Genomic DNA, 23,426 nt, shown 5'->3' with positions numbered 1-23,426 from the left:
CAGGACCCGACACGACAGGACCGCCGCCTCGACCCGAGGCGGCGGTCCTGTCGTATCCGCCCTCATGTCCCGGCCGACCGGCCAAAGGGAAGAGCCCCGGCCCCCTGAGGGGCCGAGGCTCTGGAGCGTTCCCGCGCCGCTACCGGATCACCCGGCGGCCGCCGCCGCCGTCATGCTCCGGGCGAACTCCTCCAGCGCCCCGCGGGGCACCGGCACGACCGAGGTCTGGTAGTCCGTCATCATCTTCGGCACCACGTCCTCGTAGTCGCGCAGCCACTCCTCGGTCTCGTACACGGCCAGCGAGAGCCGGACCCGCTCCTCCTCCGAACGGAAGGCGCGCAGCAGGTAGTAACCGTCCTCGTCGTTCCGCGAGGGCCCGTGCGTGATCACGGTGATCCCGCCCCGGCGCATCAGCGGGACCGTCCCGTCCCGGCTGATCCGGTGGAACTCCTCCCGGACGCCCGGCCGCAGCGTGAACAGCCGTATCTCAAGGAGCCGGATGTCGTCACCCGAGTCGGTCATGCCATCTCCTCTCGTCTCCTCCCGGGGGGTCACTTGACCCTGACGCCGGCCTTCCAGACCCCGGTGATGTGCTCCGGCTGGGCCAGCACCTCGATGTCCGTGAGCGGGTCCTCGTCGAGGATCAGGACGTCGGAGTCGTAGCCCTCGACGAGCTGCCCGGAGAGCGGCGCCTGCGGCCCGAGCGTGGCCGGGCCGATCGCGGTCCCCGACTCGATGGCCTCCAGCGGGGTGAGGCCGATCTTCACCAGCAGCGACAGCTCCCGGCCGTTGCGCCCCCACGAGTCGGGCATCTCCTTGCCGGAGAGCGCGACGTCGGTGCCGGCGGCGATCGTCACCCCCTGCTCGCGCGCGATGGCGATGGCCTCCGCGTGCCGTCCCGCCGTCGCCTGCAGCTTCTTCAGGGCGTACGGCGGAAGCATGTGCCCGTTGTCCAGGAGCTCCTGGAAGATCGTGCGGGTGGTGACGAGGATCGCGCCGCTCTCGCGCATGGCCACGGCGGCCTCTTCGTCGATGTACGTACCGTGCTCGATCGTCTTCACCCCGGCCCGGAGCGAGGCCATGATGCCGGGCTTGCCGTGGCAGTGCGCGGCGACGATCCGGTCGGCCATGCCGGCGACCTCCACGATCGCCCGCAGCTCCGCGTCGGTGAACTGCTGGTGCACCGGGTGGTCCACCTCGGAGAGCACACCGCCCGACGCGCAGACCTTGATGAGCTTGGCGTTCTTCCGCAGCTGCTCCCGGGCGGCCCGCGCACACTCGGCGGGGCCGTCGCACAGCCTCAGTTCACCGCCGGCGTGTCCGAAGTCCTCGACCCACGAGGTCGGGAAGCTGTGCAGGTCGGCGTGGCCGCCGGTGGTCGAGAGCGCGGTGCCGGCCGCGTAGATCGACGGGCCCGTGATCGTGCCCTCGGCGATCGCCCTGGCCATGTGGATGCCGAGGCCGCCGGTCTCTCGTACGGAGGTGACGCCCGCCTCCAGGGCGTTGCGCAGGTCCGTGGTGATCCGGGCGGCCCGCAGGGCGATCGGCTCCTGGGGGAGCAGGGTCAGGTCCGCGGACCGGAGCCCCATGAAGTGGCCGTGGGCGTCCCACAGCCCCGGCATGACGGTTCGCGCCCGTACGGTCTCGGCCCCGGGGGTGTCGGGTGCCCCGTCCGCGGGTCCGGCGTAGCTGATGGTTTCGCCGTCGAGGACGACCACGCCGTTCTGGACGGGGTTGCCCCTACCGGGAATGAGCTGATCGGCTTCTATTCGCTGCAACATGCGGCGAGCCAACCAAAGGCGCCCGACAAGGGCAACAGATGTTCAACTAGCCGAAGTTGAGGCGAGCCGGCTCTGCTGCGCGGCCCTGTGGCGGAACACATGGCGGTACGTCTGGGGGGACACGGTGGTGACCCGCCCGAAGTGGTACCGGAGGTTGGCGGCGGTGCCGAAGCCCGTGCGCCGCGCGATGGTCTCCACCGGCTCGTCCGTGGACTCCAGCAGCTCCTGCGCGAGCCGCACGCGCTGCTGCAGCAGCCACTGCAGCGGGGTGATGCCGAGCCGCTCCTTGAACCGCCGGGCGAAGGTGCGCTCGCCCAGGCTCGCGACGCGCGCGAGCTGCGGGACGGTCAGCTGCTCGTGCAGCCGCTCCTGCGCCCAGTGGAGGACCGGCGCCAGTTCGTCGCTGCGCTCCGCGCGGGCCATCGGCCGGGTGTACTGCGACTGGCCGCCCTCGCGGTGCGGGGGTACGACCATCCGCCGGGCCACCTCGTTCGCGACGGCGGCGCCGTGGTCCTGGCGTACCAGGTGCAGGCAGAGGTCGATGGCCGAGCCGGTGCCGGCCGAGGTGAGGATGTCGCCCTCGTCGGTGTAGAGGGCGGCGGGGGTGAAGTCGACGTCGGGGAAGCGGTGGGCGAAGTCCCCGGCGTTCATCCAGTGCGTCGTCGCCGTACGGCCGGTGAGCAGCCCCGCGGCGGCGAGCACGTAGGCGCCCGTGCAGATCGAGATGATGCGCTTGCCCCTCTTGTGCGCCTCGCGCAGCACCTCGACGAGGTGGGCGGGCGGGTCGAGTTGGGTGGCGCGTGCGAGGGCGGCGACGAGGACCGTGTCGGCGTCGAGCAGATCGTCGAATCCGTACGGCGTGTGCACCCGCAGACCGGCCGACGTCCGCAGCGGGCGGGTGGTGTCCCCGCACATCCGCAGCTCGTACCAGGGGTCCACGATGTCGGAACGGTCCGTCCCGAACACCTCGCAGGGGACCGCCAGTTCGAAGGTGGGGGTGGCATCCGTGACCGCTATGGCGACTACATGGGGACGCATGTCGGTAATTTAGCGCAGGATGGCGAAACTGCCGATGGCAGGCGGAAGGCGGAACGACCAAGCTTTCGCCCATGAGCGAAGTAAAGACAGAGTCCTCCGGCGGTCGCCTCACCGCCGTCCAGGGCACCGCGATGTACGTGGGCGCCGTGCTCGGCACCGGCGTCATCGCCCTCCCGGCGCTCGCCGCCGAGGCCGCGGGACCCGCGTCCCTGCTGGCGTGGCTCGCCCTCGTCCTGCTGTCGGCGCCCCTGGCCTTCACGTTCGCCGCGCTGGGGGCCCGCTACCCCGACGCGGGCGGTGTCGCCACCTATGCCATGAAGGCGTTCGGCGACCGGGCCTCGGCCGTCGTCGGCTGGTGCTTCTACCTCGCTGTGCCTCCCGGCGCCGCCGCGGCGGCGCTCTTCGGAGGCGCGTACGTCTCCGCCGCGCTGGGCGGCGGCACCACCACCACGACGGTCACCGCCATCGGGCTGATGGTCGTGGTCACCGCGGCCAACGCGCTGGGCCTGCGGGTGACGGGGAAGCTCCAGTTCATGCTGGCCGGGCTGCTCGTCACGCTGCTGCTCGTCGCGGTCGCCCTGTCGCTCCCGAAGGCCGACACGGCCAACCTCGAACCCTTCGCCCCGCACGGCTGGATGGCGATCGGCCCCGCAGCCGCCCTGCTGGTCTGGAGCTTCGCCGGCTGGGAGGCGATCACCCACCTCGCGGGCGAGTTCCGCCACCCCGCGCGGGACCTGCCCCGCGCCGCCGCGGCGGCCGTGGTGATCGTCGGAGGGCTCTATCTGCTGGTCGCCTTCGCGGTCGTCACCGTCCTCGGCGACGACGCGGCCGACTCCAGCGCCCCGCTGGGCGAGCTGATGGCCCGTGGCATCGGCGGCGACGCCCGGTTCCTCGCCGCGGGCGCGGCGCTGCTGCTGACCATGGGCGCGATGAACGCCTACTACGCCGGCGCCGCCAACCTCGGCGCCGCCCTCGGCCGTGACGGAGCGCTCCCCGGCTGGTTCGCCCGCGGCAGCGTGGCCGGCGAGGTGCCGCGGCGCAGCCTGGCCCTCGTGTCGGCGCTGTCCTTCCTGGCCCTGTTCGTCGTGGTCTCCACCGGTCTCGGCATCGAGTCGCTGGTCCTGCTCACCACCGGCTCGTTCGTCGCCGTCTACGCGATCGGCGTCGCCGCGGCCGTACGGCTCCTCCCCAAGGGAACCAAGGGCCGGGTCTCCGCGCTGCTCGCGCTCGTCGCGGTCGTCGCCCTGCTGATCATGGCCGGTCTCTATCTGCTCTGGCCGCTGGCGGTCGCCGGCGCCGCACTGCTCTACCTGCGGCTGAACCGGCGGCGGCGCCCCCGCGACGAGCAGCCCGACGCCGCCGCCCCGGAGCCCTCGCTCGAGACGGCCGGCGACGGGCCGGGAGCGCCGTGATCCTCGCACCGTGCCCGGCACCGGACCAGGAGAGCCTGCGCGCCGCGGTGGCCGCCTTCCTGGGCCTCGATGTCAACCCGCCGACGGGTCAGCAGTCGAACACGGTGGTGCGCGTGTACGAGCCGCTGCCCCATGACGATCCCGCCACCCATCTGAGATGGTTGAACTCATGGGGATGCAGGATCCGTTACCCGCGACCCGGGGAGACCGACCTGTTCGACCTCGGGGTGCGCGAGTGGACGGCACGCTGGTACGCGACCCTGCCGGACCCGCGGACGCCGCTCAGTGAACTCTCCGACGACGCCGTCGCGTCGCTCGGCGACTGCTACGCCGCTCTCGCCGCGGTCTCGATCGGCACGCCGGACCGCCGCCGGACGCTGGGCGCGACCGCCGCGTCGAAACTGCTCCACGGGCTTCGCCCGCGCACGCTCGTCCCCTGGGACGAGGCCATCGCCAGGCGCCTGCACGGGGCCCGGGACGCGGCGGCGTACGTCGCCCACCACCGGCTCAACCGGGAGTGGGCGCGCCGGCTGCTCGACGACAGCGGGCTCGACGAGGAGGCGCTCGCCGTCTCCTACGGATGTCCCGGCCGCCCCCTCGCGAAGATGCTGGACGACTACACCTACATCAACCTGACTCGATCGGACACAAGGTGATCCTTCGCATAGACCACATCGGGCTCGCGACCGACGATCCCGTCGGAGTCGCCGCGTTCATGACCGCCCTGGGCATGCGCAAGTACGACGACGGACATGTGGACGACTACGGCGTGGCCTGCGAGTTCTGGCAGTTCTCCGGCGGCTCGGGCAACCCGGCCGTGGAGATCGTCTCGCCGGACCAGGACAACTCCGCCATCTCCGGCCGCCTCGAACGCCAGGGCCCCGGCCTCTATCACGTCGCCTTCGAGGTCGACGACATCGAGAGCGAGATGGCCCGGCTGCGCGGCCACGGCTTCACCGCGGTCGACGGCGAGCCGTGCAAGGGCGCGCGGGAGGGGATGCGGGTCGTCTTCCTGTACGCGCGGCCCCCGGCGGGTCTGCTGGTGGAACTGGTCCACTACGAATCCGGACAGCACGCGGACAGAGAGAGAAGCGTCACGTGATCACCCTCCAGGACGTCCGCGAGGCGACCCGGCCCCTGCCCCGCACCGAGGAACACCTGATCCGCGAGTACATCAAGTTCAAGGTCGGCCGCATCGTGTACGCCACGGTCTCCCCGGACGAGACGACGCTGGGCTTCGCCTTCCCCAAGGAGGAACGCGCCCTCCTGATCGCCTCGGCCCCGGACACCTTCCAGCTGCCCCGGCCCTCGGACATGCGCTACAACTGGGTGGAGCTGCGCATGGCGGCGGTGTCCAAGCGCGAATTCCACGAACTCATCCTGGACGCCTGGCAAATGGCGGTCCCAAGATCGGTCGCCACGGCGTACCTGGACTCCCTGGGCCGCACCCCCTGACCCCGCGCGACGTGGGCGCCGGGTGCGCGACCCACGGCCGTACGCGCATCCGGCACGCGGCCGTACGGCGCGGGGAGCGCGGCCCCGCGACCGCACAGGATCCCGCCGTCGCGGCGGGCGCCGACGTGCCCGGACTCCCGTCCGGGTCCGGTCGGGACGACCGTACGGCGCCGGGGCGCCGGGCGCGCGGCCCACGGCCGTACGCGCGGCCGTACGGCGCGGGGGAGCGCGGCCCACGGCCGTACGCGCATCCGGCGCGACGACCGTGGTGCGGGGATCCCGTCCTCGTCACCGTTGCGGCCGGACTCCCGTCCGGGTCCGGTCGGCGACGACCGTACGGCGCCGGGACGCGGGGAGCGCGGCCTGCGGCCGCACGGGATCCCGCGGTTGCGGCGGGCACCGACGTGGCCGGACCCCCGTCCGGGTCCGGTCGGGACGGCGTACGGCGCCGGGGCGCCGGGCGCGCGGCCTGCGGCCGCACGGGATCCCGCCGTTGTGGCCGGCGCCGACGTGGCCGGACTCCCGTCCGGGTCCGGCGGGCCGGGTGGGCAGTGCCGGGCGGCCGGCGTGGACGGCGGTGGCGAGGGCGATCCGCCCGGGCTCCCGGCGGCCGCCCCCGCCGCAGCGGGCGGGCGTGGCGGACGCGGGGTCGCTCGGGGCTCGTAGAATCAAGTCACCATGGTTTACCTCGACCACGCCGCGACCACGCCCATGCTCCCCGAGGCGATCGAGGCGATGACCGCCCAGCTCGCCGTCACGGGCAACGCCTCCTCCCTGCACGCCGCCGGGCGCCGCGCGCGAAGGGCCGTCGAGGAGGCGCGGGAGACCCTCGCCGCCGCCCTGGGGGGTCGGCCCAGCGAGGTCGTCTTCACCTCCGGCGGCACCGAGGCCGACAACCTCGCCGTCAAGGGCCTCTACTGGGCCCGCCGCGACGCCGACCCCGCCCGCACCCGGGTCCTGGCCAGCCCTGTCGAGCACCACGCGGTCCTCGACGCCGTCGACTGGCTCGCCACCCACGAGGGCGCCACCGTCGAGTACCTCCCCGTCGACCGGTACGGCCGCGTCCACCCCGACGCCCTGCGCGAGGCCATCGCCCGCGAGCCCGAAACCGTCGCGCTCGCCACCGTCATGTGGGCCAACAACGAGATCGGCACCGTCATGCCGGTCCGCGAACTGGCCGAGGTGGCCCAGGAGTTCGACATCCCCCTGCACGCCGACGCCGTCCAGGCCTTCGGTCAGGTCCCCGTCGACTTCGCCGCCTCCGGGCTCGCCGCCATGACCGTCTCCGGCCACAAGATCGGCGGCCCGTACGGCATCGGCGCGCTGCTCCTCGGCCGCGAGTACAGCCCCGTACCCGTCCTGCACGGCGGGGGCCAGGAGCGCCATGTCCGCTCCGGCACCCTCGACGTACCGGCCGTCGCCGCCTTCGCCGTCGCCGGACAGCTCGCCGCCGAGCGGCGCGCGGAGTTCGCCCGCGACATCGGCGCGCTCCGCGACGACCTGGTCACGGCCGTCCGCGCCGCTGTCCCCGACGCGATCCTCGGCGGGGACCCGGTCGACCGGCTCCCCGCCAACGCCCACTTCTCCTTCCCCGGCTGCGAGGGCGACTCCCTCCTCCTGCTGCTCGACGCCCAGGGCATCGAGTGCTCCACCGGCTCCGCCTGCACGGCCGGTGTCGCCCAGCCCAGCCACGTCGTGCTCGCCACCGGCACCGCGCCGGAGCTCGCCCGCGGCACCCTGCGCTTCACCCTCGGCCACACCTCCACGAAGGAGGACGTGGCCGCGCTCGCCGGCGCGATCGGTCCGGCCGTCGAACGCGCCAGGACCGCCGGCCTCACCTGAGCCCTGCGGCCACCTCCGCGGCCTTCGCCACCTCGGCCGCCTCCGCCTCCGCCGCCTTCGCGGACGCCTCCCGCACCAGCTTCATGTAGCGCGGCCAGTCCCAGTGCGGACCCGGGTCGGTGTGGTCCGTGCCCTCGACCTCCACGTGCCCGATGATGTGCTCCCGGTCGAGGGGAATGCCGTACCGCGCGCATATCCCGGCGGTCAGCCGCGCGGACCCTTCGTACATCGCCGCCGTGAAGTCCTGCGGCCGGTCGACGAAGCCCTCGTGCTCGATGCCGACGCTCCGCTCGTTCATGTCCCGGTTCCCGGCGTGGAACGCCACGTCGAGCTCACGGATCATCTGCGCCACATGACCGTCCTTGCGGACGACGTAGTGCGTGGCCGCCCCGTGCCCCGGGTTCCGGAAGACCTTCAGCGCGGTCGCGTAGCTGCCCTGGACGACATGGATCACGACCCGGTCGATCGTGAAGTCGTCCGGCCGGTCGGCCCGCCGCCAGTTCGCGCGGGCCGCGGCGCTCCAGTCGGCGCCCTTGTGGTCGAGCTCACCCTCGACCCTCTCCTTCTCCGTGCCCGGCAGCCGCCACCAGGCGCGTCTCAGCTCGTCCTGGGCCAGCACCGCCGTACCCAGGACGGCCGCGCCACCGCCGAGCAGGACGGCCCGCCGCCCCACCCCCCGCTTCTTCTCGCTCCCCATGTCTGCCAGAACGCATCCACGCGCGGTCTTGGTTCCCACGGCGTTCCCCACGGCGTTCGCACGGCGTTCCCGCGGCCCCGTACCCTGGTGGGGCTATGACTAAGACTCTCCGTGTCCTTGCCGCCATGTCGGGCGGCGTGGACTCCGCCGTCGCCGCCGCCCGCGCCGCCGAAGCCGGGCACGACGTCACCGGGGTGCACCTCGCGCTCTCCGCGAACCCGCAGTCCTTCCGTACCGGCGCGCGCGGCTGCTGCACGATCGAGGACTCTCGCGACGCCCGCCGCGCGGCGGATGTCATCGGCATCCCCTTCTACGTGTGGGACCTCGCCGAGCGGTTCCGCGAGGACGTCGTCGACGACTTCGTCGCGGAGTACGAAGCGGGCCGCACCCCCAACCCCTGTCTGCGCTGCAACGAGAAGATCAAGTTCGCGGCGCTGCTCGACAAGGCGCTGGCGCTCGGCTTCGACGCGGTCTGCACCGGTCACTACGCCACGGTCGTCCTGAACGAAGACGGCACGCGCGAGCTGCACCGCGCCTCCGACATGGCCAAGGACCAGTCGTACGTCCTCGGTGTCCTGGACGAGAGGCAGCTCGCCCACGCGATGTTCCCGCTGGGCGACACCCTCACCACCAAGGACGAGATCCGGGCGGAGGCGGAGCGGCGGGGCCTCGCGGTGGCGAAGAAGCCCGACAGCCACGACATCTGCTTCATCGCGGACGGCGACACCCAGGGCTTCCTGGCCTCGCGCCTCGGCCGCGCCGAGGGCGACATCGTCGACGAGTCCGGTACGACGGTGGGCACCCACGAGGGCGCGTACGGCTTCACCATCGGCCAGCGCAAGGGCCTGCGGATCGGCCACCCGGCGCCGGACGGCAAGCCGCGCTACGTCCTGGACATCTCGCCGGTGAACAACACGGTGACGGTCGGCCCGGTGGAGGCGCTGGACGTCACCGCCCTGACCGCGATCAAGCCCCGCTGGTGCGGGACGGCCCCCGAGGGCTCGGGCCGCTACACCGCCCAGCTCCGCGCCCACGGCGGCGAGACCGCGGTGACGGCCTCCCTGGAGGCCGGCGAACTGAAGGTGTCCTTCGACGAGCCGGTCCGTGGCGTCGCCCCGGGCCAGGCGATCGTCCTGTACGACGGCACACGCGTGGTGGGCTCGGCGACCATCGCGACGACGGTCCGCCGCACGGCCACATCGGTCTGAGCCGTACGAGCCGCCTGACGGGCCGGCGGCCGCACACTCAGGGGCTCAGGGCTCCGGTGTGTGGAAATCGTCCAGGACCGGTGCCAGGACCTGCGGCGCCACCGCGTGTGTCTGGCCCGTCAGTGTGCGGTGCCGGCCACGCGGCAGGGACGTCGCGACGAGCCGTGCCGCGCGGCGCGTCGGCGCCGGGCTCGCGCCGCCGTCGACCACCAGCACGCGCGCGTGCACCCGCGCGAGCCGCTCCACCGGCACCGTGCCGTCGCCCAGGACCGCGTGGTCGTGGGCGAGGGTGTGCGCCACCGCCTCCAGCGCCGGCCACGCCGTCGAACCCAGCGACCCGGCCGGCGCCCCGGGCGGCACCGCGTCCGCCGGGAACAGCTCCGGGAACAGCTCCCGGAACAGCTCCAGGGCCGCCCCCCGCTCCCCCCTCTCGAGCAGTCCGGCCAGCCGGCGCCCGTGCGCCGCGTGCGTCTCCCGCGCCCCGCCCCCGCCCCCGCCCCCGGCCTCGGCCGAGAACGGCGGCTCGTAGACGGACAGCTGCCCGACCGGCAGCCCCGCCTCCGCCGCGGCCAGCGCGAGTGCCCCGCCCGACGACGTGCCGTGCACCCCCGCTCGGCCCCCCGCCACGTCGAGCAGCGCCGCCAGGTCGTCGATCTCCCGCTCCACCGCGTACGGCCGCCCCGGCCTGGTGTCGCCGCTCCCGCCCCGCCCCCGCCGGTCGTAGGTCACCACCGAGAAGTGCGGGGCGAGGAGTTCGGCCAGCGGCCGGTCGGACTCGGCGGTGCACAGGGCCCCGCTCACCAGGATCAGCGGCGGCCCCTCACCCCGCCGCTCGTACGCGATCCGCGTGCCGTCCCCCGACACGACCCGCCCGCGGACCCTGCTCAACGTGCTGCTCACCTCGTCCATGCACGGAAGACCGGGACCGCGCCCGGAACTCATCGGCGCACGGCGGTGTTTTCCAGAAGATCTTGGACGGCGCCGCCGTCGCCCGTGACGCGGACCCCTTTACGGTGGGGCCCATGAACATCTGCGTCTTCCTCTCCGCCGCCGACCTCGACGAGCGCTACACCCGTCCGGCCCGCGAGTTCGCCGAGCTCCTCGGCAAGGCCGGCCACACGCTGGTCTGGGGCGGCTCGGACGTCGGCCTGATGAAGGTCGTCGCCGACGGCGTCCAGGAGGCGGGCGGCCGGCTCGTCGGCGTCTCCGTCGACTTCCTCGCCGCCAAGGCCCGCCCGGACGCGGACGAGATGATCTTCGCGGGGGACCTCGCCGAGCGGAAGGCGCTGCTCCTCGCCAAGTCCGACGCGATCGTGATCATGGTCGGCGGCACGGGCACCCTCGACGAGGCCACCGAGGTCCTGGAGCTGAGGAAGCACGGCAAGCACACCAAGCCCGTCGTCCTGCTGAACTCGGCCGGCTTCTACGACGGTCTGAAGACCCAGTTCCGGCGGATGGAGGCGGAGGGCTTCCTGCCGCTGCCCCTCACCGACCTGGTCTTCTTCGCGGAGGACGGCGTGTCCGCCCTCGCCTACCTGGAGGCTGTGACATCAGCGGCTGCCGCCGCGGGGGCAGGCATCGTGTGATGGGAGCATGGCTCCCATGGCTACTCATGTGATCACCGGGGCGGGTTCCGGCATCGGTGCCGCCGTCGCCCGCCGCCTTCACGCGCGCGGGGACGAACTCGTCCTCCACGCGCGCGACGCCGGACGTGCCAAGGAGCTGGCGGCCGAGTTCCCCGGCTCCCGGACGCTCGTCGGGGACCTCGCCGACCCCGACCGGCTGTCCTGGGCGTTCTCGCACCAGAACATGCCCGAGCAGGTCGACTCCCTCCTGCACATCGCGGGCGTCGTCGACCTCGGGCCGGTCGGCGAGCTCACCCCGAAGACCTGGCGCCACCAGCTGAACGTCAACCTCATCGCGCCCGCCGAGCTGACCCGGCACTTCCTGCCGCAGCTGCGCGTCTCCCAGGGGCACGTCGTCTTCGTCAACTCGGGCGCCGGCCTCAACGCCCACGCCGAGTGGAGCGCGTACGCCGCCTCCAAGCACGGACTGAAGGCGCTCGCCGACTCCCTGCGCCACGAGGAGCACGGCAACGGGGTCCGGGTCACCTCGGTCTACCCCGGCCGCACCGCAAGTCCGATGCAGGTGAAGGTCCACCAGCAGGAGGGCAAGGAGTACGACGCCTCGCGGTGGATCGACCCCGAGTCGGTCGCCACGACGATCCTCATGGCCCTCGACCTCCCGCGCGACGCGGAGGTCAACGACCTGACGGTGCGGCCGGGGCGGTAAGGCGTATCGCCCCGCAGGACGTCGCCCCGTAGGACCGTCGACCCGGCCGACCGGGCGGCGGGCGGATGTGTCAATCCATGCCAGAACCTTGGACAGTTGTTCTACCTTGGGGTCTCCGCAGCTATCCGGGGGGATCACCGCATGGGTCACGACGAACTGACGGGGGAGGACCCCGCACGCATCGGCCCGTACCGCCTGATCGCCCGCCTCGGCGCGGGCGGGATGGGCCTGGTCTACCTGGGCCGCTCCGACCTGGGACGTACGGTCGCCGTGAAGGTCGTCCAGGCGGAGCACGCCCAGCACCCCGAGTTCCGCAGGCGGTTCGCCCGCGAGGTGGCCGCGGCCCGGCGGGTGGGTGGGGCCTGGACGGCCGATGTCCTGGACGCGGACACCGAGGCCGCCGTGCCGTGGGTGGCGACCCAGTACATCCCGGGGCCCGACCTGACCACCGTCGTGGCCGAGGACTTCGGGCCGCTGCCCGAGCGGTCGGTCCGTACCCTCGCCAACCGCCTGGCCCTCGCCCTGGGGGCCGTGCACGAGGCGGGCCTCATCCACCGTGACCTCAAGCCGTCGAACGTCCTGGTCACCGTGGACGGTCCCCGTGTCATCGACTTCGGCATCGCGCGGGCGATGGACAGCCTGGCCGGGGACAGCCTGCACACCCGCACCGGCATGCTGATCGGCTCGCCCGGTTTCATGTCGCCGGAGCAGGTGCGCGGCCTCGAACTCACCCCGGCGTCCGACGTGTTCTGCCTGGGGGCGCTCCTCGTCTACGCCGCCACCGGACGCCTCCTGTTCGGTGCCACGGAGACCGGCCTGAACGCCCACCTCTTCCGCATCGCCGAGGAGGAGGCGGACCTGACGGGCGTACCGGATTCTCTCGTCGATCTCGTACGCGCGTGTCTGCACAAGGACCCGGCCAAGCGGCCCACCCCCCAGGAGGTGGCCGCGCGCACGGCGACCGACGACGCCGGTGAATGGCTGCCGGGGACGGTCCTGGCCCAACTCGGCCGCCGCGCCGCCCAGCTGCTGGACTACGCCCCCGCGGCTCCTGCTCCCGCTCCCGCCGCCCCCGCCGACGCACCTGCCGCGCGGCCGGACCCTCGCGTCCGGCCCGCCGCGCCGTTGCCCCCGCCGCCCGCGTACACCCCGACGGCCCCCGCCCACTCCGGCGCCGCGCCCGCCTTCGGTGGGCCCCCGAACCCCAGGCGCTGGTGGGGCCTGGCGGCGCTCGCTCTGGCCCAGTTCGTCGTGTTGTTCGACGCGGTGTTCTCCAACATCGCTCTGGAGCAGCGCGGTGCCTCCCAGGACTTGGGGATGCCGGTCGACGGCTTGAAGCTGACGTCCACCGTCTACCTGGATGTGCTGCCCGCCGTCCATGCGCTGGCCTTCGCGGGGCTGCTGTTGTTCGGCTCCCGCATCACCGACCTCCTCGGGCGCAAGAGAACACTGCTGATCGGACTGGCCGGCTTCGCGGTGGCCGCCGCGGTCGGTGGCCTGGCGCCCTCCTCCGGCACGTTGACCGTGGCCCGCGCCCTGCAGGGTGCCTTCGCCGCGCTGGTCTCGTCGTCCGCGGCGGCCCTCGTGCCCGTCTCCTTCCCCGACCCGCACGAACGCCGCAAGGCTTTCGGGATCCACGTCGCCGTCGCGGGCAGCGGTCCGGCACTCGGCATGTTGGCGATCTTCCTGACTCCCTGGGACCTGGCGGCCTGGCGCGACTGCCTGCTCGCCGTGGTCCTCCTCGCCGTCGTCGCCGCGATCGGAGCGGCGACCCAGGTGCACGACCGGCCGGGCCGTATCGGCGCCCCCTTCGACGGGCTCGGCGTGCTGTTCGGCGCCGCCGGGGTCGTCGGCATCAGTGGGGCCGTTCCGCACTTCACGGGCCAGGCGCTCATCCTGCCTCCCGCCGCCGGCGTCCTGCTGGTGGCCTTCGTGTGGTGGCGGACCGGGACGGCCGGCGCACTCGCTCCGCCGTCCGGCATCCCCTCCCGGGCCCCCGTCCCGTACTTCCTCGTGACGGCCCTGGCCACCGTCGGCGTCGTCGCCCTCCTCGCGGCCATGGGGTATCTCCACCTCTAGGTCTCGGGGCGGTGCCCCCCATGCCCGCGTACCTTTCCCGCGTACGCTTCCCGCGTGAGCGAGACGAACCACGAGAAGAACCGCGAGACCCGCACGGACCACACCGACCACGCCGACGGGACGAGCACCGGGAACACGCCCTTCACCTGGGGAGGCGCCACCGGCGTCGGCTCCCTGCCCGGTGGTGACGCCCGGGAGGCCGCCAGGGCCGCCACCGGCTCCTTCGAGGACTTCCCCTTCCTCCCCGAGCTCCCGGCCCGCGGACCCGGCGCCGACATGATCGGGCGCACCCTCGGGATGCTCGTCGAGATGTACGCGCACGTGGAGCCGAGCGGCTGGCGGATCAGTGACCGGCCGGGCCGGGACACCCGGCGCGCCCGGTCCTGGCTCGGCGAGGACCTCGACGCCCTGGAGGAGTTCACCCAGGGCTACGAGGGAGCGCTGAAGGTCCAGGTCGTGGGCCCCTGGACGCTCGCCGCCGGCCTGGAACTGCGCGGCGGCGAGGCGGCCCTTGGCGACCCGGGCGCCCGCCGGGACCTGGCCGGCTCGCTCGCCGAGGGGCTGCGCGACCACCTCGCCGACCTTCGGAAGCGGATTCCGGGCGCCCGGATCGTCCTCCAGCTCGACGAACCCTCCCTGACCGCCGTCCTGCGCGGACACGTCCGTACCGCCAGCGGCTACCGCACTCACCGCGCCGTCGACCGGCAGGTCGTCGAGAGCGCCCTGCGCGAGGTGATCGCGGTCCACGACGGCCCGGCGATCGTGCACTCCTGCGCCCCCGACGTCCCCTTCGCCCTGCTGCGCAGGGCCGGGGTCGCCGGTGTCTCGTTCGACTTCTCGCTGCTCACCGAACGTGACGAGGAGACGATCGGCGAGGCCGTGGAGGCGGGCACCAAGCTCCTCGCGGGCGTGGTGCCCTCCACCGACGCACCATTGTCCGACCCGGGCGGTAGCGTCATGGGTGTCAGGACGCTGTGGCGCAGGCTGGGGCTGAATCCGGGGACTCTCGCCGAGTCCGTCGTGGTCACCCCGACGTGCGGGCTCGCGGGCGCTTCGCCGGCGTACGCCCGCGCGGCGCTCGCCCACTGCGCCCGGGCGGCTCGGTCACTCGCGGACAACCCTGAGTGACGGGTCGACGTGTTGGTCTGTAGTAACGGGAGGACGAGAACGGTGGCAGTCGAACAGGGGGCCCCGCCCGCCGAGGCACGGGAGAAGCACGCCGACCTGGCCGAGCGGATCGAGGAGCACCGCTTCCGGTACTACGTGAAGGACCAGCCGGTCATCAGCGACGCCGAGTTCGACCGGCTCCTGCGCGACCTGGAGGCGCTGGAGGAGGAGTATCCGGAGCTGCGCACGCCCGACTCGCCGACCCAGAAGGTCGCGGGCCAGTACGAGACGGAGTTCACCTCCGTCGAGCACCGCGAGCGCATGCTCTCGCTCGACAACGCCTTCGACGACGCCGAACTGGCCGCCTGGGCCGAGCGGGTCGCCCGGGACGTCGGCACGCCCGACCACCACTTCCTGTGCGAGCTGAAGGTCGACGGCCTCGCCGTGAACCTGACGTACGAGCACGGCCGGCTGACCCGGGCCGCGACCCGCGGCGACGGCCGCACGGGCGAGGACATCACGCCCAACGTCCGCACGATCGCGGACGTCCCGGACCGGCTGCGCGGCGACCGGATCCCGGATCTCGTCGAGATCCGCGGCGAGGTGTACTTCCCCATGGAGGCCTTCGAGGGTCTCAACGCCCGCCTGGTGGAGGCCGGCGACAAGCCGTTCGCCAACCCGCGCAACGCGGCGGCCGGTTCGCTGCGCCAGAAGGACCCCAAGGTCACGGCCGGCCGGCCGCTGCACATGGTGGTCCACGGCATCGGCGCCCGCGAGGGCTTCGACATCTCCCGTCTCTCGGAGGCGTACGGACTGCTGCGCGAGTGGGGGCTGCCGACCGCCCGGCACAACAAGGTGGTCGACTCCCTCGACGAGGTACGGCAGTTCATCGCGTACTTCGGTGAGCTCCGCCACTCCGTGGAGCACGAGATCGACGGCGTCGTCGTCAAGCTGGACGAGATCCCGCTCCAGGGCAGGCTCGGCTCCACCGCCCGCGCCCCGCGCTGGGCGATCGCCTGGAAGTACGCGCCGGAGGAGGTCAACACCAAGCTGATCGACATCAAGGTCGGTGTCGGCCGGACCGGTCGTGTCACGCCGTACGCCCAGGTGGAGCCGGTCACGGTCGCGGGCTCCGAGGTCGAGTTCGCCACCCTCCACAACCAGGAGGTGGTGAAGGCCAAGGGCGTCCTGATCGGGGACACGGTCGTGCTGCGCAAGGCCGGTGACGTCATCCCGGAGATCCTCGGTCCGGTCGTCGACCTGCGGGACGGCACCGAGCGGGAGTTCGTGATGCCGTCCGAGTGCCCCGAGTGCGGGACGCCGCTGCGCGCCATGAAGGAGGGCGACATCGATCTGCGCTGTCCCAACGCGCGGACGTGCCCGGCGCAGTTGCGTGAACGTCTCTTCTATCTGGCCGGCCGCGAGAGCCTGGACATCGAGAACTTCGGTGCGGTGGCCGCGGCGGCGCTGACCCGCCCGCTGGAGCCGGCCGAGCCGCCGCTGGTCGACGAGGGCGATCTGTTCGACCTCACCATCGAGCAGCTGCTGCCCATCAAGGCGTACGTCCTGGACCCGGACAGCGGACTGCCCAAGCGGGACCCGAAGACCGGCGAGGAGAAGATCGTCCGGGTCTTCGCCAACCAGAAGGGCGAGCCGAAGAAGAACGCCCTGGCGATGCTGAAGAACATCGAGGAGGCCAAGACCCGCCCGCTGGCCCGGTTCATCAACGGCCTGTCGATCCGTCATGTGGGACCGGTGGCGGCCCAGGCGCTGGCCCGTGAGTTCCGCTCCCTGGAGCGGATCGAACAGGCGAGCGAGGAGGAGCTGGCGGCCGTCGACGGTGTCGGCGGGATCATCGCGACAGCGGTGAAGCAGTGGTTCGCGGAGGAGTGGCACCGCGAGATCGTGCGCAAGTGGCGGGCGGCGGGCGTCCGTCTGGAGGAGGAGGGCGCCGGCGAGGAGCAGGGTCCGCGTCCGCTGGAGGGGCTGACGGTCGTGGTGACCGGCACCCTGCAGCACTTCACCAGGGATGGCGCAAAAGAGTCGCTCCAGAGCCTCGGAGCGAAGGTGACCGGTTCCGTTTCGAAGAAGACCGACTTCGTGGTCGTCGGTGACAATCCGGGATCCAAGTACGACAAGGCGATGCAACTGAAGGTTCCGGTTCTCGACGAGGAAGGCTTCACCGTGCTGCTCGAACGGGGTCCGGACGCCGCGCGGGAGGCGGCGGTCCCGGCCGCCGGATAGAAACTCGCAGGCCCCACCGGCCCCGACCGCCCCAGGAACGCCACCCGTTCGGCGCATACCAGATCGTTACGGGTGGCCAGGTCGCATTCGGGCAAGACAAGGAGAGCGCTGCCCGTCGGAGCTCTCCTCGGCCTACTGTTGTGACGTGCGTCTGTCGCGCACGACCGCGTTGGGCTCCGCCGGTCGTGGCGGCTTGACAACGGCCCATCGCGTTGCGACGGCACCGCCGGCTGTGAGAGGGACGGAATGAAACCGACCGAGAGCGCCGCCCCGGTCCCACGGCCGCCCGGCCGCGCGGCCTTCGTGGAGATGACCACCGGGCTGCCCGGAGCCGTCGTCGGCGTCGCCGGCGTCGTCCTCGCCACCGGGCTGTACCGCGCCCTGAGCACCGGCCACGGCCTCTTCCCCGGCGGCGTCGCCGGGTGGTCCCTCGCCGTGCTGACCGGGCTCATCGTCGGACACCTGGTCGCGCTCGGCCGCGACCGCTGGTGGGGCGGCACCGGCTCCGGCGCCGCCCTCACCCTCGCCGTCCTGCTGCTCTACGGCTGGGTCCCCGCCGGCCTCGTCTCCATGGCCGTCGTCGTGCTCGTCGGCGCGGCCCGCCGCCACCGCTGGCGCCAGGGCCTGCTGCACGGCGCCGTGGACGTCCTCGGCATCGGCGCGGCCGCCCTGGTCCTCGCCGTGTTCGGCGACGTACCGACCGTGGAGCAGCCCTGGCGGCCCCCCGACTGGGGGATCGCCGACGTACCGGAAGTGGCGCTCGCCGCGGCCGCCTATCTCATGGTGACCCGGCTCCTGCTGTGGTACGCCCTGGCGCCCCGCGCCGACGGACTGCCGAGCGTCGCCCGCACCGCCCTCCTCCGGCAGGGCCTCGTCGCCGTCGCCCTGCTCGGCATCGCGCCGCTCATCTGCGTCGTCGCCGTCTCCCAGCCGGTCCTGCTGCCGCTCTTCGCCGTCCCCCTCATCGCCCTCGACTCCACCCTCTGGATCGCCCGCGCCCGCGCCGAGGAGCAGCTCAAGGACCTGCTCACCGGCCTGCCGAACCGGCAGTGGCTCCTGCAGCGCGCCTGGTCGGCCCTTGAGGAGGCCGAGGGGGAGGGCGCGCGCTCCGCCCTCGTCCTGATCGACCTCGACCGGTTCCGCTCGGTCAACGACACGCTCGGCCACCTCGCCGGAGACCGGCTGCTGCTCCAGATCGCCGAGCGGCTCAAGCTCGCCGTGCCGCGCGGGGCGGAGGCCGTACGGCTCGGCGGCGACGAGTTCGCCGTCCTGCTGCCGACCACCGACTCCACGACCAGCGCCCAGCGGGTCGCCCGCCACCTCGTCGCGGAGCTCTCCTCGCCGCTCGACCTCGACGGGCTCACCCTCGTCCTGGAGGCGAGCGCCGGCGTCGCCGTCTTCCCCGACCACGCCCTCGACGCCGAAGGGCTGCTGCGCCGGGCCGACGTGGCGATGTACCAGGCCAAGCGGGACCGTACGGGCGTCGAGGTGTACGAATCCAAGCGCGACTCCAACACCCCCGACCGGCTCGGCCTCCTCGGCGACCTGCGCCGGGCGCTGGACGCGGGCGAGGTCGAGCTGCACTACCAGCCCAAGGTCCGCTTCGACGGCCAGGTCGCGGGGCTGGAGGCCCTGGTGCGCTGGGTCCATCCGGAGCGCGGCCGGGTCCCTCCGGACGAGTTCATCGCGATCGCCGAGTCCTCCGGCCTGATGCCGCACCTCACCGAGTACGTCCTGGAGACGGCGCTCGCGCAGGTGGCCACGTGGCGCTCGCAGGGGTTGAACGTTCCTGTCGCGGTCAACGTCTCCCCGCGCGACGTCCACACCCCCGGCTTCGCCGGCGCGGTGGCCGCCCGCCTCGCCCGGCACGGGGTCCCCGCCGGCGCCCTGCAGCTGGAGATAACGGAGCACGTGCTCCTGGAGGACCCGCAGCGGGCCGCCGACACCATGGCCGGCCTGACCGGGCACGGCGTGAAGATGTCCCTGGACGACTTCGGCACCGGCTACTCCTCCCTGGTCCACCTGCGGCGGCTCCCGGTGAGCGAGCTCAAGATCGACCGCTCCTTCGTCGCCCGGCTCGCCGTCGACGCCGAGGACGCCGAGATCGTGCGGTGCACGCTCGACCTCGCGCACTCGCTCGGCCTGCTCGTCGTCGCGGAGGGCGTCGAGGACGACGAGACCTGGGAGCGCCTGCGCGACCTCGGCTGCGACGCGGTCCAGGGCTGGCTCGTCGCCGCCGCGATGCCGCCGGCCGAGGCCACGGCCTGGCTGCTCGCCCGCGGCGAGCACGGCTGGCGCCGCCCCTCGGAGGAGGCGGCCCTCGTCAACCTCGACCAGCCCTCCAGCCAGGTGGTCCAGTAGCCCCCGGCGGCCGCCTCGCCGGGCCTCCGCCACCCCCGCCGCACCCCCCGCGCGCCCCCGGGGCGGCCGTCGCCCGGCCGTCCCGGGGCAAAGCGTTTCACGAGGATCGGGGCGGGCCCCATAGGATTGGGTCCAACACCGTCAAACTCATCCCGTGAGGAACGCATGCCTGGCATCACGCGCGAGGAGGTCGCCCACCTCGCACGGCTGGCGCGTCTGGAGCTGAAAAGCGAAGAGCTCGATCACTTCGCCGGTCAGCTCGACGACATCATCGGCGCGGTCGCCCGCGTCTCCGAGGTCGCCGACCAAGACGTACCGCCGACCTCCCACCCGCTGCCGCTGACCAACGTCATGCGCGCGGACGAGGTCCGTCCGTCGCTCACCCCCGAGCAGGCGCTCTCCGGCGCCCCGGCCCAGGAGCAGCAGCGTTTCAAGGTGCCGCAGATCCTGGGGGAGGACTAATCACCATGACGGACAGCACCATCGAGACCAACATCATCAAGCTCACGGCCGCCGAGATCGCCGGGAAGATCGCCTCCGGCGAGCTCACCGCCGTCGAGGTCACCGAGGCCCACCTCGCCCGCATCGACGCCGTCGACGAGAAGGTCCACGCCTTCCTGCACGTCGACCGCGAGGGCGCCCTCGCCCAGGCCCGCGCCGTGGACGAGAAGCGCGCCAGGGGCGAGAAGCTCGGCCCGCTGGCCGGCGTCCCGCTCGCGCTCAAGGACATCTTCACCACCCTCGGCGTCCCGACGACCGTCGGCTCCAAGATCCTCGAGGGCTGGCTCCCGCCGTACGACGCGACCGTGGTCAAGAAGCTGAAGGCCGCCGACGTCGTCATCCTCGGCAAGACCAACATGGACGAGTTCGCCATGGGGTCCTCCACCGAGAACAGCGCCTACGGCCCCACGGGCAACCCCTGGGACCTGACCCGCATCCCCGGCGGCTCCGGCGGCGGCTCCTCCGCCGCCCTCGCCTCCTACGAGGCCCCGCTCGCCATCGGCACGGACACCGGCGGCTCGATCCGCCAGCCCGCCGCCGTCACCGGCACCGTCGGCGTCAAGCCGACCTACGGCGGGGTCTCCCGCTACGGCATGGTCGCCTTCTCCTCCTCCCTCGACCAGGGCGGCCCCTGCGCCCGTACGGTCCTGGACGCGGCCCTCCTGCACGAGGCCATCGCCGGGCACGACCCGCTGGACTCGACCTCCATCGACGCCCCGGTCCCGCCGGTCGTCGAGGCGGCCCGCAACGGCTCCGTCGCCGGCATGCGCGTCGGTGTCGTCAAGCAGTTCCGCGGCGAGGGCTACCAGGCCGGCGTCGTGCAGCGCTTCGACGAGTCCGTCGAGCTGCTGAAGTCGCTGGGCGCCGAGATCGTCGAGCTGGACTGCCCGACCTTCGACCTCGCCCTCTCGGCGTACTACCTGATCGCGCCGTCCGAGTGCTCCTCCAACCTGGCCCGCTTCGACGCCATGCGCTACGGCCTGCGGGTCGGCGACGACGGCACGAAGTCCGCCGAGGAGGTCACCGCGCTCACCCGCGAAGCCGGCTTCGGCGACGAGGTCAAGCGCCGCATCATCCTCGGCACGTACGCGCTGAGCTCCGGCTACTACGACGCGTACTACGGCTCGGCCCAGAAGGTCCGCACGCTCATCACCCGCGAGTTCGAGCGGGCCTTCGAGCAGGTGGACGTGATCGTCTCCCCGACGACCCCCACCACCGCCTTCCCGATCGGCGAGCGCGCCGACGACCCGATGGCGATGTACCTCGCGGACCTGTGCACCATCCCGACCAACCTGGCCGGCAACGCCGCCATGTCGCTGCCCTGCGGCCTCGCGCCGGAGGACGGTCTGCCGGTCGGACTGCAGATCATCGCCCCCGCCATGAAGGACGACCGGCTCTACAAGGTCGGGGCCGCCGTCGAGGCCGCCTTCGTGGAAAAGTGGGGCCACCCGCTGCTCGAGGAGGCTCCGTCGCTGTGAGTGCCATGGCAAAGAAGGCCAAGAACTTCAAGAAGTCGAAGACCGGCGTGTACGTGTCGCTGGCCACCACCGCGTTCGGTGCCGTCAGCGTCGCCAAGCAGGCCAAGCTGGCCCGCAGCGACGGCGACACCCTGCGGCTGATCGACGCCGCCGTGTCCGCCGCCGCCATCGTTACCGGCCTGGCGATCCTCTACCGGGAGCTGAAGCGCCTGGGCGACGACGACGTCCTGCTGGGCTGAGAGGGAAAGTCTCACCGTGACTGTCACCGAACTGCTGTCGTACGACGCGGCCCTCGCTGCGTACGACCCCGTCATGGGCCTGGAGGTCCATGTCGAACTGGGCACGAAGACGAAGATGTTCTGCGGCTGCTCCACCGAGCTGGGCGCGGACGCCAACTCGCAGACCTGCCCCACCTGTCTCGGCCTGCCCGGCTCGCTCCCGGTCGTCAACGCGATCGGCGTCGAGTCCGCGATCAAGATCGGTCTCGCGCTGAACTGCGAGATCGCCGAGTGGTGCCGCTTCGCCCGGAAGAACTACTTCTATCCGGACATGCCGAAGAACTTCCAGACCTCGCAGTACGACGAGCCGATCGCCTTCAACGGCTACCTGGACGTCCAGCTCGAGGACGGCGAGGTCTTCCGCGTGGAGATCGAGCGCGCCCACATGGAGGAGGACACCGGCAAGTCGACGCACATCGGCGGCGCGACCGGCCGTATCCACGGCGCCTCGCACTCGCTGCTCGACTACAACCGGGCCGGCATCCCGCTCATCGAGATCGTCACCAAGCCCATCGAGGGCGCGGGCGAGCGTGCCCCCGAGGTCGCCAAGGCGTACGTCGCCGAGCTGCGCGAGCTGATCCGCGCCCTGGGCGTCTCCGAGGCGCGGATGGACAAGGGCCAGATGCGCTGCGACGTGAACCTGTCGCTGCGCCCGCACGGCACCACCGTCTTCGGCACGCGCAGCGAGACGAAGAACGTCAACTCGCTGCGGAGCGTCGAGCGCGCCGCCCGCTTCGAGATCCAGCGCCACGCGGCCGTCCTCCAGTCGGGCGGCACGATCGTGCAGGAGACCCGTCACTTCCACGAGGACGACGGCACCACCACGCCCGGCCGGATCAAGGACAACGCCGAGGACTACCGGTACTTCCCGGAGCCCGACCTCGTCCCCGTCGCACCGACCCGCGAGTGGGTCGAGGAGCTGCGTGCCGGCCTGCCCGAGCTGCCGCGCGTGCGCCGCAACCGGCTCCGTGAGGAGTGGGGCGTCTCCGAGCACGACATGCAGTCGATCCTCAACGCGGGCGCGGTCGACCTGATCGTCGCGACCACGGACGCGGGCGCTCCGGCGGACCAGGCCCGCAAGTGGTGGATGGGCGAACTGGCCCGTTCCGCCAACGAGGCCGGCGTCTCCCTCGACGAGCTCGCCATCACCCCGGCCCAGGTGGCCCGGGTCTCGCAGCTCGTCGCCTCCGGCGACCTAAACGACAAGCTGGCCCGCCAGGTCATCGAGGGCGTCCTCGCGGGCGAGGGCGGTCCGGACGAGGTCGTCGAGAAGCGCGGCCTGAAGGTCGTCTCCGACGAGGGCGCGCTCGGCACGGCCGTCGACGAGGCCATCGCGGGCAACGCGGCCATCGCCGACAAGATCCGCGGCGGCAAGGTCGCGGCGGTCGGCGCCCTGGTCGGCGCGGTCATGAAGGCCACCCGCGGCCAGGCGGACGCGGCGCGCGTGAAGGACCTGATCCTGGAGAAGCTGGGCGTCAGCGAAGGCTGATCCTCCGGATCGTGTACGGGTACGAGGGCGGCGCCCCGGGTCTTACGGCTCGGGGCGCCGCCCTTCGCGTACCCGAGCGAGGCAGACGTCCCTGGTCTCGCGCAGCTGCCCGAGGAGCGTCCGGTACGCGGGCGGATCGGCGGAGGCCGACCGTTCCGCGAGGG

Annotated in this window: 21 protein-coding genes; 16 read left to right on the top strand and 5 right to left on the bottom strand. The window is 72.7% G+C overall.

The window, feature by feature from the left end:
* Nucleotides 1–147: 147 nt before the first annotated feature.
* Genes ACF06X_RS20250 through ACF06X_RS20240 form a run of 3 tightly spaced genes read right to left on the bottom strand, consistent with a single transcriptional unit; the run spans nucleotide 148 to nucleotide 2,819 of the window.
* On the bottom strand, nucleotides 148–522 hold the full coding sequence (locus ACF06X_RS20250; RefSeq protein WP_392288637.1) for a hypothetical protein: 375 nt from the start codon (nucleotides 520–522) through the stop codon (nucleotides 148–150).
* A gap of 29 nt (nucleotides 523–551) precedes the next feature.
* Entirely contained in the window at nucleotides 552–1,781 is a 1,230-nt protein-coding gene (locus ACF06X_RS20245; protein ID WP_392288636.1) for an amidohydrolase family protein, read from the bottom strand.
* A gap of 42 nt (nucleotides 1,782–1,823) precedes the next feature.
* A complete protein-coding gene (locus ACF06X_RS20240; RefSeq protein ID WP_392288635.1) occupies nucleotides 1,824–2,819 on the bottom strand; it encodes a GlxA family transcriptional regulator in 996 nt (331 codons plus the stop codon).
* A 71-nt stretch (nucleotides 2,820–2,890) separates the two neighbouring features.
* On the opposite strand from ACF06X_RS20240, the gene ACF06X_RS20235 reads away from it, so the two are divergent.
* The 5 genes from ACF06X_RS20235 (at nucleotide 2,891) to ACF06X_RS20215 (ending at nucleotide 7,528) form a co-directional block, all read left to right on the top strand.
* Nucleotides 2,891–4,231, top strand: a complete 1,341-nt coding sequence (locus ACF06X_RS20235; RefSeq protein ID WP_392288634.1) for an APC family permease — start codon at nucleotides 2,891–2,893, stop codon at nucleotides 4,229–4,231.
* On the top strand, nucleotides 4,228–4,887 hold the full coding sequence (locus ACF06X_RS20230) for a hypothetical protein (protein ID WP_392288633.1): 660 nt from the start codon (nucleotides 4,228–4,230) through the stop codon (nucleotides 4,885–4,887). The genes ACF06X_RS20235 and ACF06X_RS20230 overlap by 4 nt, the downstream gene beginning before the upstream one ends.
* The gene (locus tag ACF06X_RS20225; RefSeq protein WP_391934698.1) at nucleotides 4,884–5,333 is read left to right on the top strand and encodes a VOC family protein; all 450 of its coding nucleotides are present in this window, start codon (nucleotides 4,884–4,886) and stop codon (nucleotides 5,331–5,333) included. Before ACF06X_RS20230 ends, ACF06X_RS20225 begins: the two co-directional genes overlap by 4 nt.
* The gene (locus ACF06X_RS20220) at nucleotides 5,330–5,686 is read left to right on the top strand and encodes an MmcQ/YjbR family DNA-binding protein (RefSeq protein WP_392288632.1); all 357 of its coding nucleotides are present in this window, start codon (nucleotides 5,330–5,332) and stop codon (nucleotides 5,684–5,686) included. Before ACF06X_RS20225 ends, ACF06X_RS20220 begins: the two co-directional genes overlap by 4 nt.
* A 678-nt stretch (nucleotides 5,687–6,364) precedes the next feature.
* A complete protein-coding gene (locus tag ACF06X_RS20215; RefSeq protein ID WP_392288631.1) occupies nucleotides 6,365–7,528 on the top strand; it encodes a cysteine desulfurase family protein in 1,164 nt (387 codons plus the stop codon).
* Here ACF06X_RS20215 and ACF06X_RS20210 read toward each other — a convergent pair.
* Nucleotides 7,521–8,225, bottom strand: a complete 705-nt coding sequence (locus ACF06X_RS20210; RefSeq protein WP_392288630.1) for an N-acetylmuramoyl-L-alanine amidase — start codon at nucleotides 8,223–8,225, stop codon at nucleotides 7,521–7,523. The genes ACF06X_RS20215 and ACF06X_RS20210 overlap by 8 nt on opposite strands.
* Before the next feature lie 95 nt (nucleotides 8,226–8,320).
* Between ACF06X_RS20210 and mnmA the strand changes: the two genes are divergently transcribed.
* Nucleotides 8,321–9,433, top strand: coding sequence for a tRNA 2-thiouridine(34) synthase MnmA (mnmA, locus tag ACF06X_RS20205; RefSeq protein ID WP_392288629.1), 1,113 nt, complete (start codon nucleotides 8,321–8,323; stop codon nucleotides 9,431–9,433).
* A gap of 45 nt (nucleotides 9,434–9,478) precedes the next feature.
* Here the strand turns inward: mnmA and ACF06X_RS20200 are convergent, their stop codons facing one another.
* Entirely contained in the window at nucleotides 9,479–10,342 is an 864-nt protein-coding gene (locus ACF06X_RS20200; RefSeq protein WP_392288628.1) for an alpha/beta fold hydrolase, read from the bottom strand.
* Between the two features lie 113 nt (nucleotides 10,343–10,455).
* On the opposite strand from ACF06X_RS20200, the gene ACF06X_RS20195 reads away from it, so the two are divergent.
* The 10 genes from ACF06X_RS20195 (at nucleotide 10,456) to gatB (ending at nucleotide 23,262) form a co-directional block, all read left to right on the top strand.
* Complete coding sequence (locus ACF06X_RS20195) at nucleotides 10,456–11,019, top strand: TIGR00730 family Rossman fold protein (protein WP_392288627.1); 564 nt, start codon at nucleotides 10,456–10,458, stop codon at nucleotides 11,017–11,019.
* A 16-nt stretch (nucleotides 11,020–11,035) separates the two neighbouring features.
* A complete protein-coding gene (locus tag ACF06X_RS20190) occupies nucleotides 11,036–11,725 on the top strand; it encodes an SDR family oxidoreductase (protein WP_392288626.1) in 690 nt (229 codons plus the stop codon).
* Between the two features lie 141 nt (nucleotides 11,726–11,866).
* Nucleotides 11,867–13,804 carry an MFS transporter gene (locus ACF06X_RS20185; RefSeq protein WP_392288625.1) on the top strand — a complete coding sequence of 646 codons (1,938 nt, stop codon included), beginning with the start codon at nucleotides 11,867–11,869 and terminating at the stop codon, nucleotides 13,802–13,804.
* A 54-nt stretch (nucleotides 13,805–13,858) separates the two neighbouring features.
* On the top strand, nucleotides 13,859–14,932 hold the full coding sequence (locus ACF06X_RS20180; RefSeq protein ID WP_392288624.1) for a methionine synthase: 1,074 nt from the start codon (nucleotides 13,859–13,861) through the stop codon (nucleotides 14,930–14,932).
* Between the two features lie 42 nt (nucleotides 14,933–14,974).
* Nucleotides 14,975–17,155, top strand: coding sequence for an NAD-dependent DNA ligase LigA (gene ligA / locus ACF06X_RS20175; protein ID WP_392288623.1), 2,181 nt, complete (start codon nucleotides 14,975–14,977; stop codon nucleotides 17,153–17,155).
* Between the two features lie 246 nt (nucleotides 17,156–17,401).
* Nucleotides 17,402–19,516 carry a putative bifunctional diguanylate cyclase/phosphodiesterase gene (locus tag ACF06X_RS20170; protein WP_392288622.1) on the top strand — a complete coding sequence of 705 codons (2,115 nt, stop codon included), beginning with the start codon at nucleotides 17,402–17,404 and terminating at the stop codon, nucleotides 19,514–19,516.
* A 165-nt stretch (nucleotides 19,517–19,681) separates the two neighbouring features.
* Nucleotides 19,682–19,978 carry an Asp-tRNA(Asn)/Glu-tRNA(Gln) amidotransferase subunit GatC gene (gatC, locus tag ACF06X_RS20165; RefSeq protein ID WP_007266718.1) on the top strand — a complete coding sequence of 99 codons (297 nt, stop codon included), beginning with the start codon at nucleotides 19,682–19,684 and terminating at the stop codon, nucleotides 19,976–19,978.
* Between the two features lie 5 nt (nucleotides 19,979–19,983).
* Complete coding sequence (gatA, locus tag ACF06X_RS20160; RefSeq protein WP_392288621.1) at nucleotides 19,984–21,495, top strand: Asp-tRNA(Asn)/Glu-tRNA(Gln) amidotransferase subunit GatA; 1,512 nt, start codon at nucleotides 19,984–19,986, stop codon at nucleotides 21,493–21,495.
* 5 nt (nucleotides 21,496–21,500) lie between these two features.
* Nucleotides 21,501–21,734, top strand: coding sequence for a hypothetical protein (locus ACF06X_RS20155; protein ID WP_392289028.1), 234 nt, complete (start codon nucleotides 21,501–21,503; stop codon nucleotides 21,732–21,734).
* Nucleotides 21,735–21,750: 16 nt separating this feature from the next.
* Complete coding sequence (gene gatB, locus ACF06X_RS20150; protein WP_392288620.1) at nucleotides 21,751–23,262, top strand: Asp-tRNA(Asn)/Glu-tRNA(Gln) amidotransferase subunit GatB; 1,512 nt, start codon at nucleotides 21,751–21,753, stop codon at nucleotides 23,260–23,262.
* Nucleotides 23,263–23,426 lie beyond the last annotated feature (164 nt).

It is taken from the genome of Streptomyces sp. NPDC015346 (assembly GCF_043078785.1).
Taxonomy (GTDB): domain Bacteria; phylum Actinomycetota; class Actinomycetes; order Streptomycetales; family Streptomycetaceae; genus Streptomyces.
Note: the sequence above shows the minus strand (reverse complement) of the source record. Positions and strands in the feature narration are given on the sequence as shown.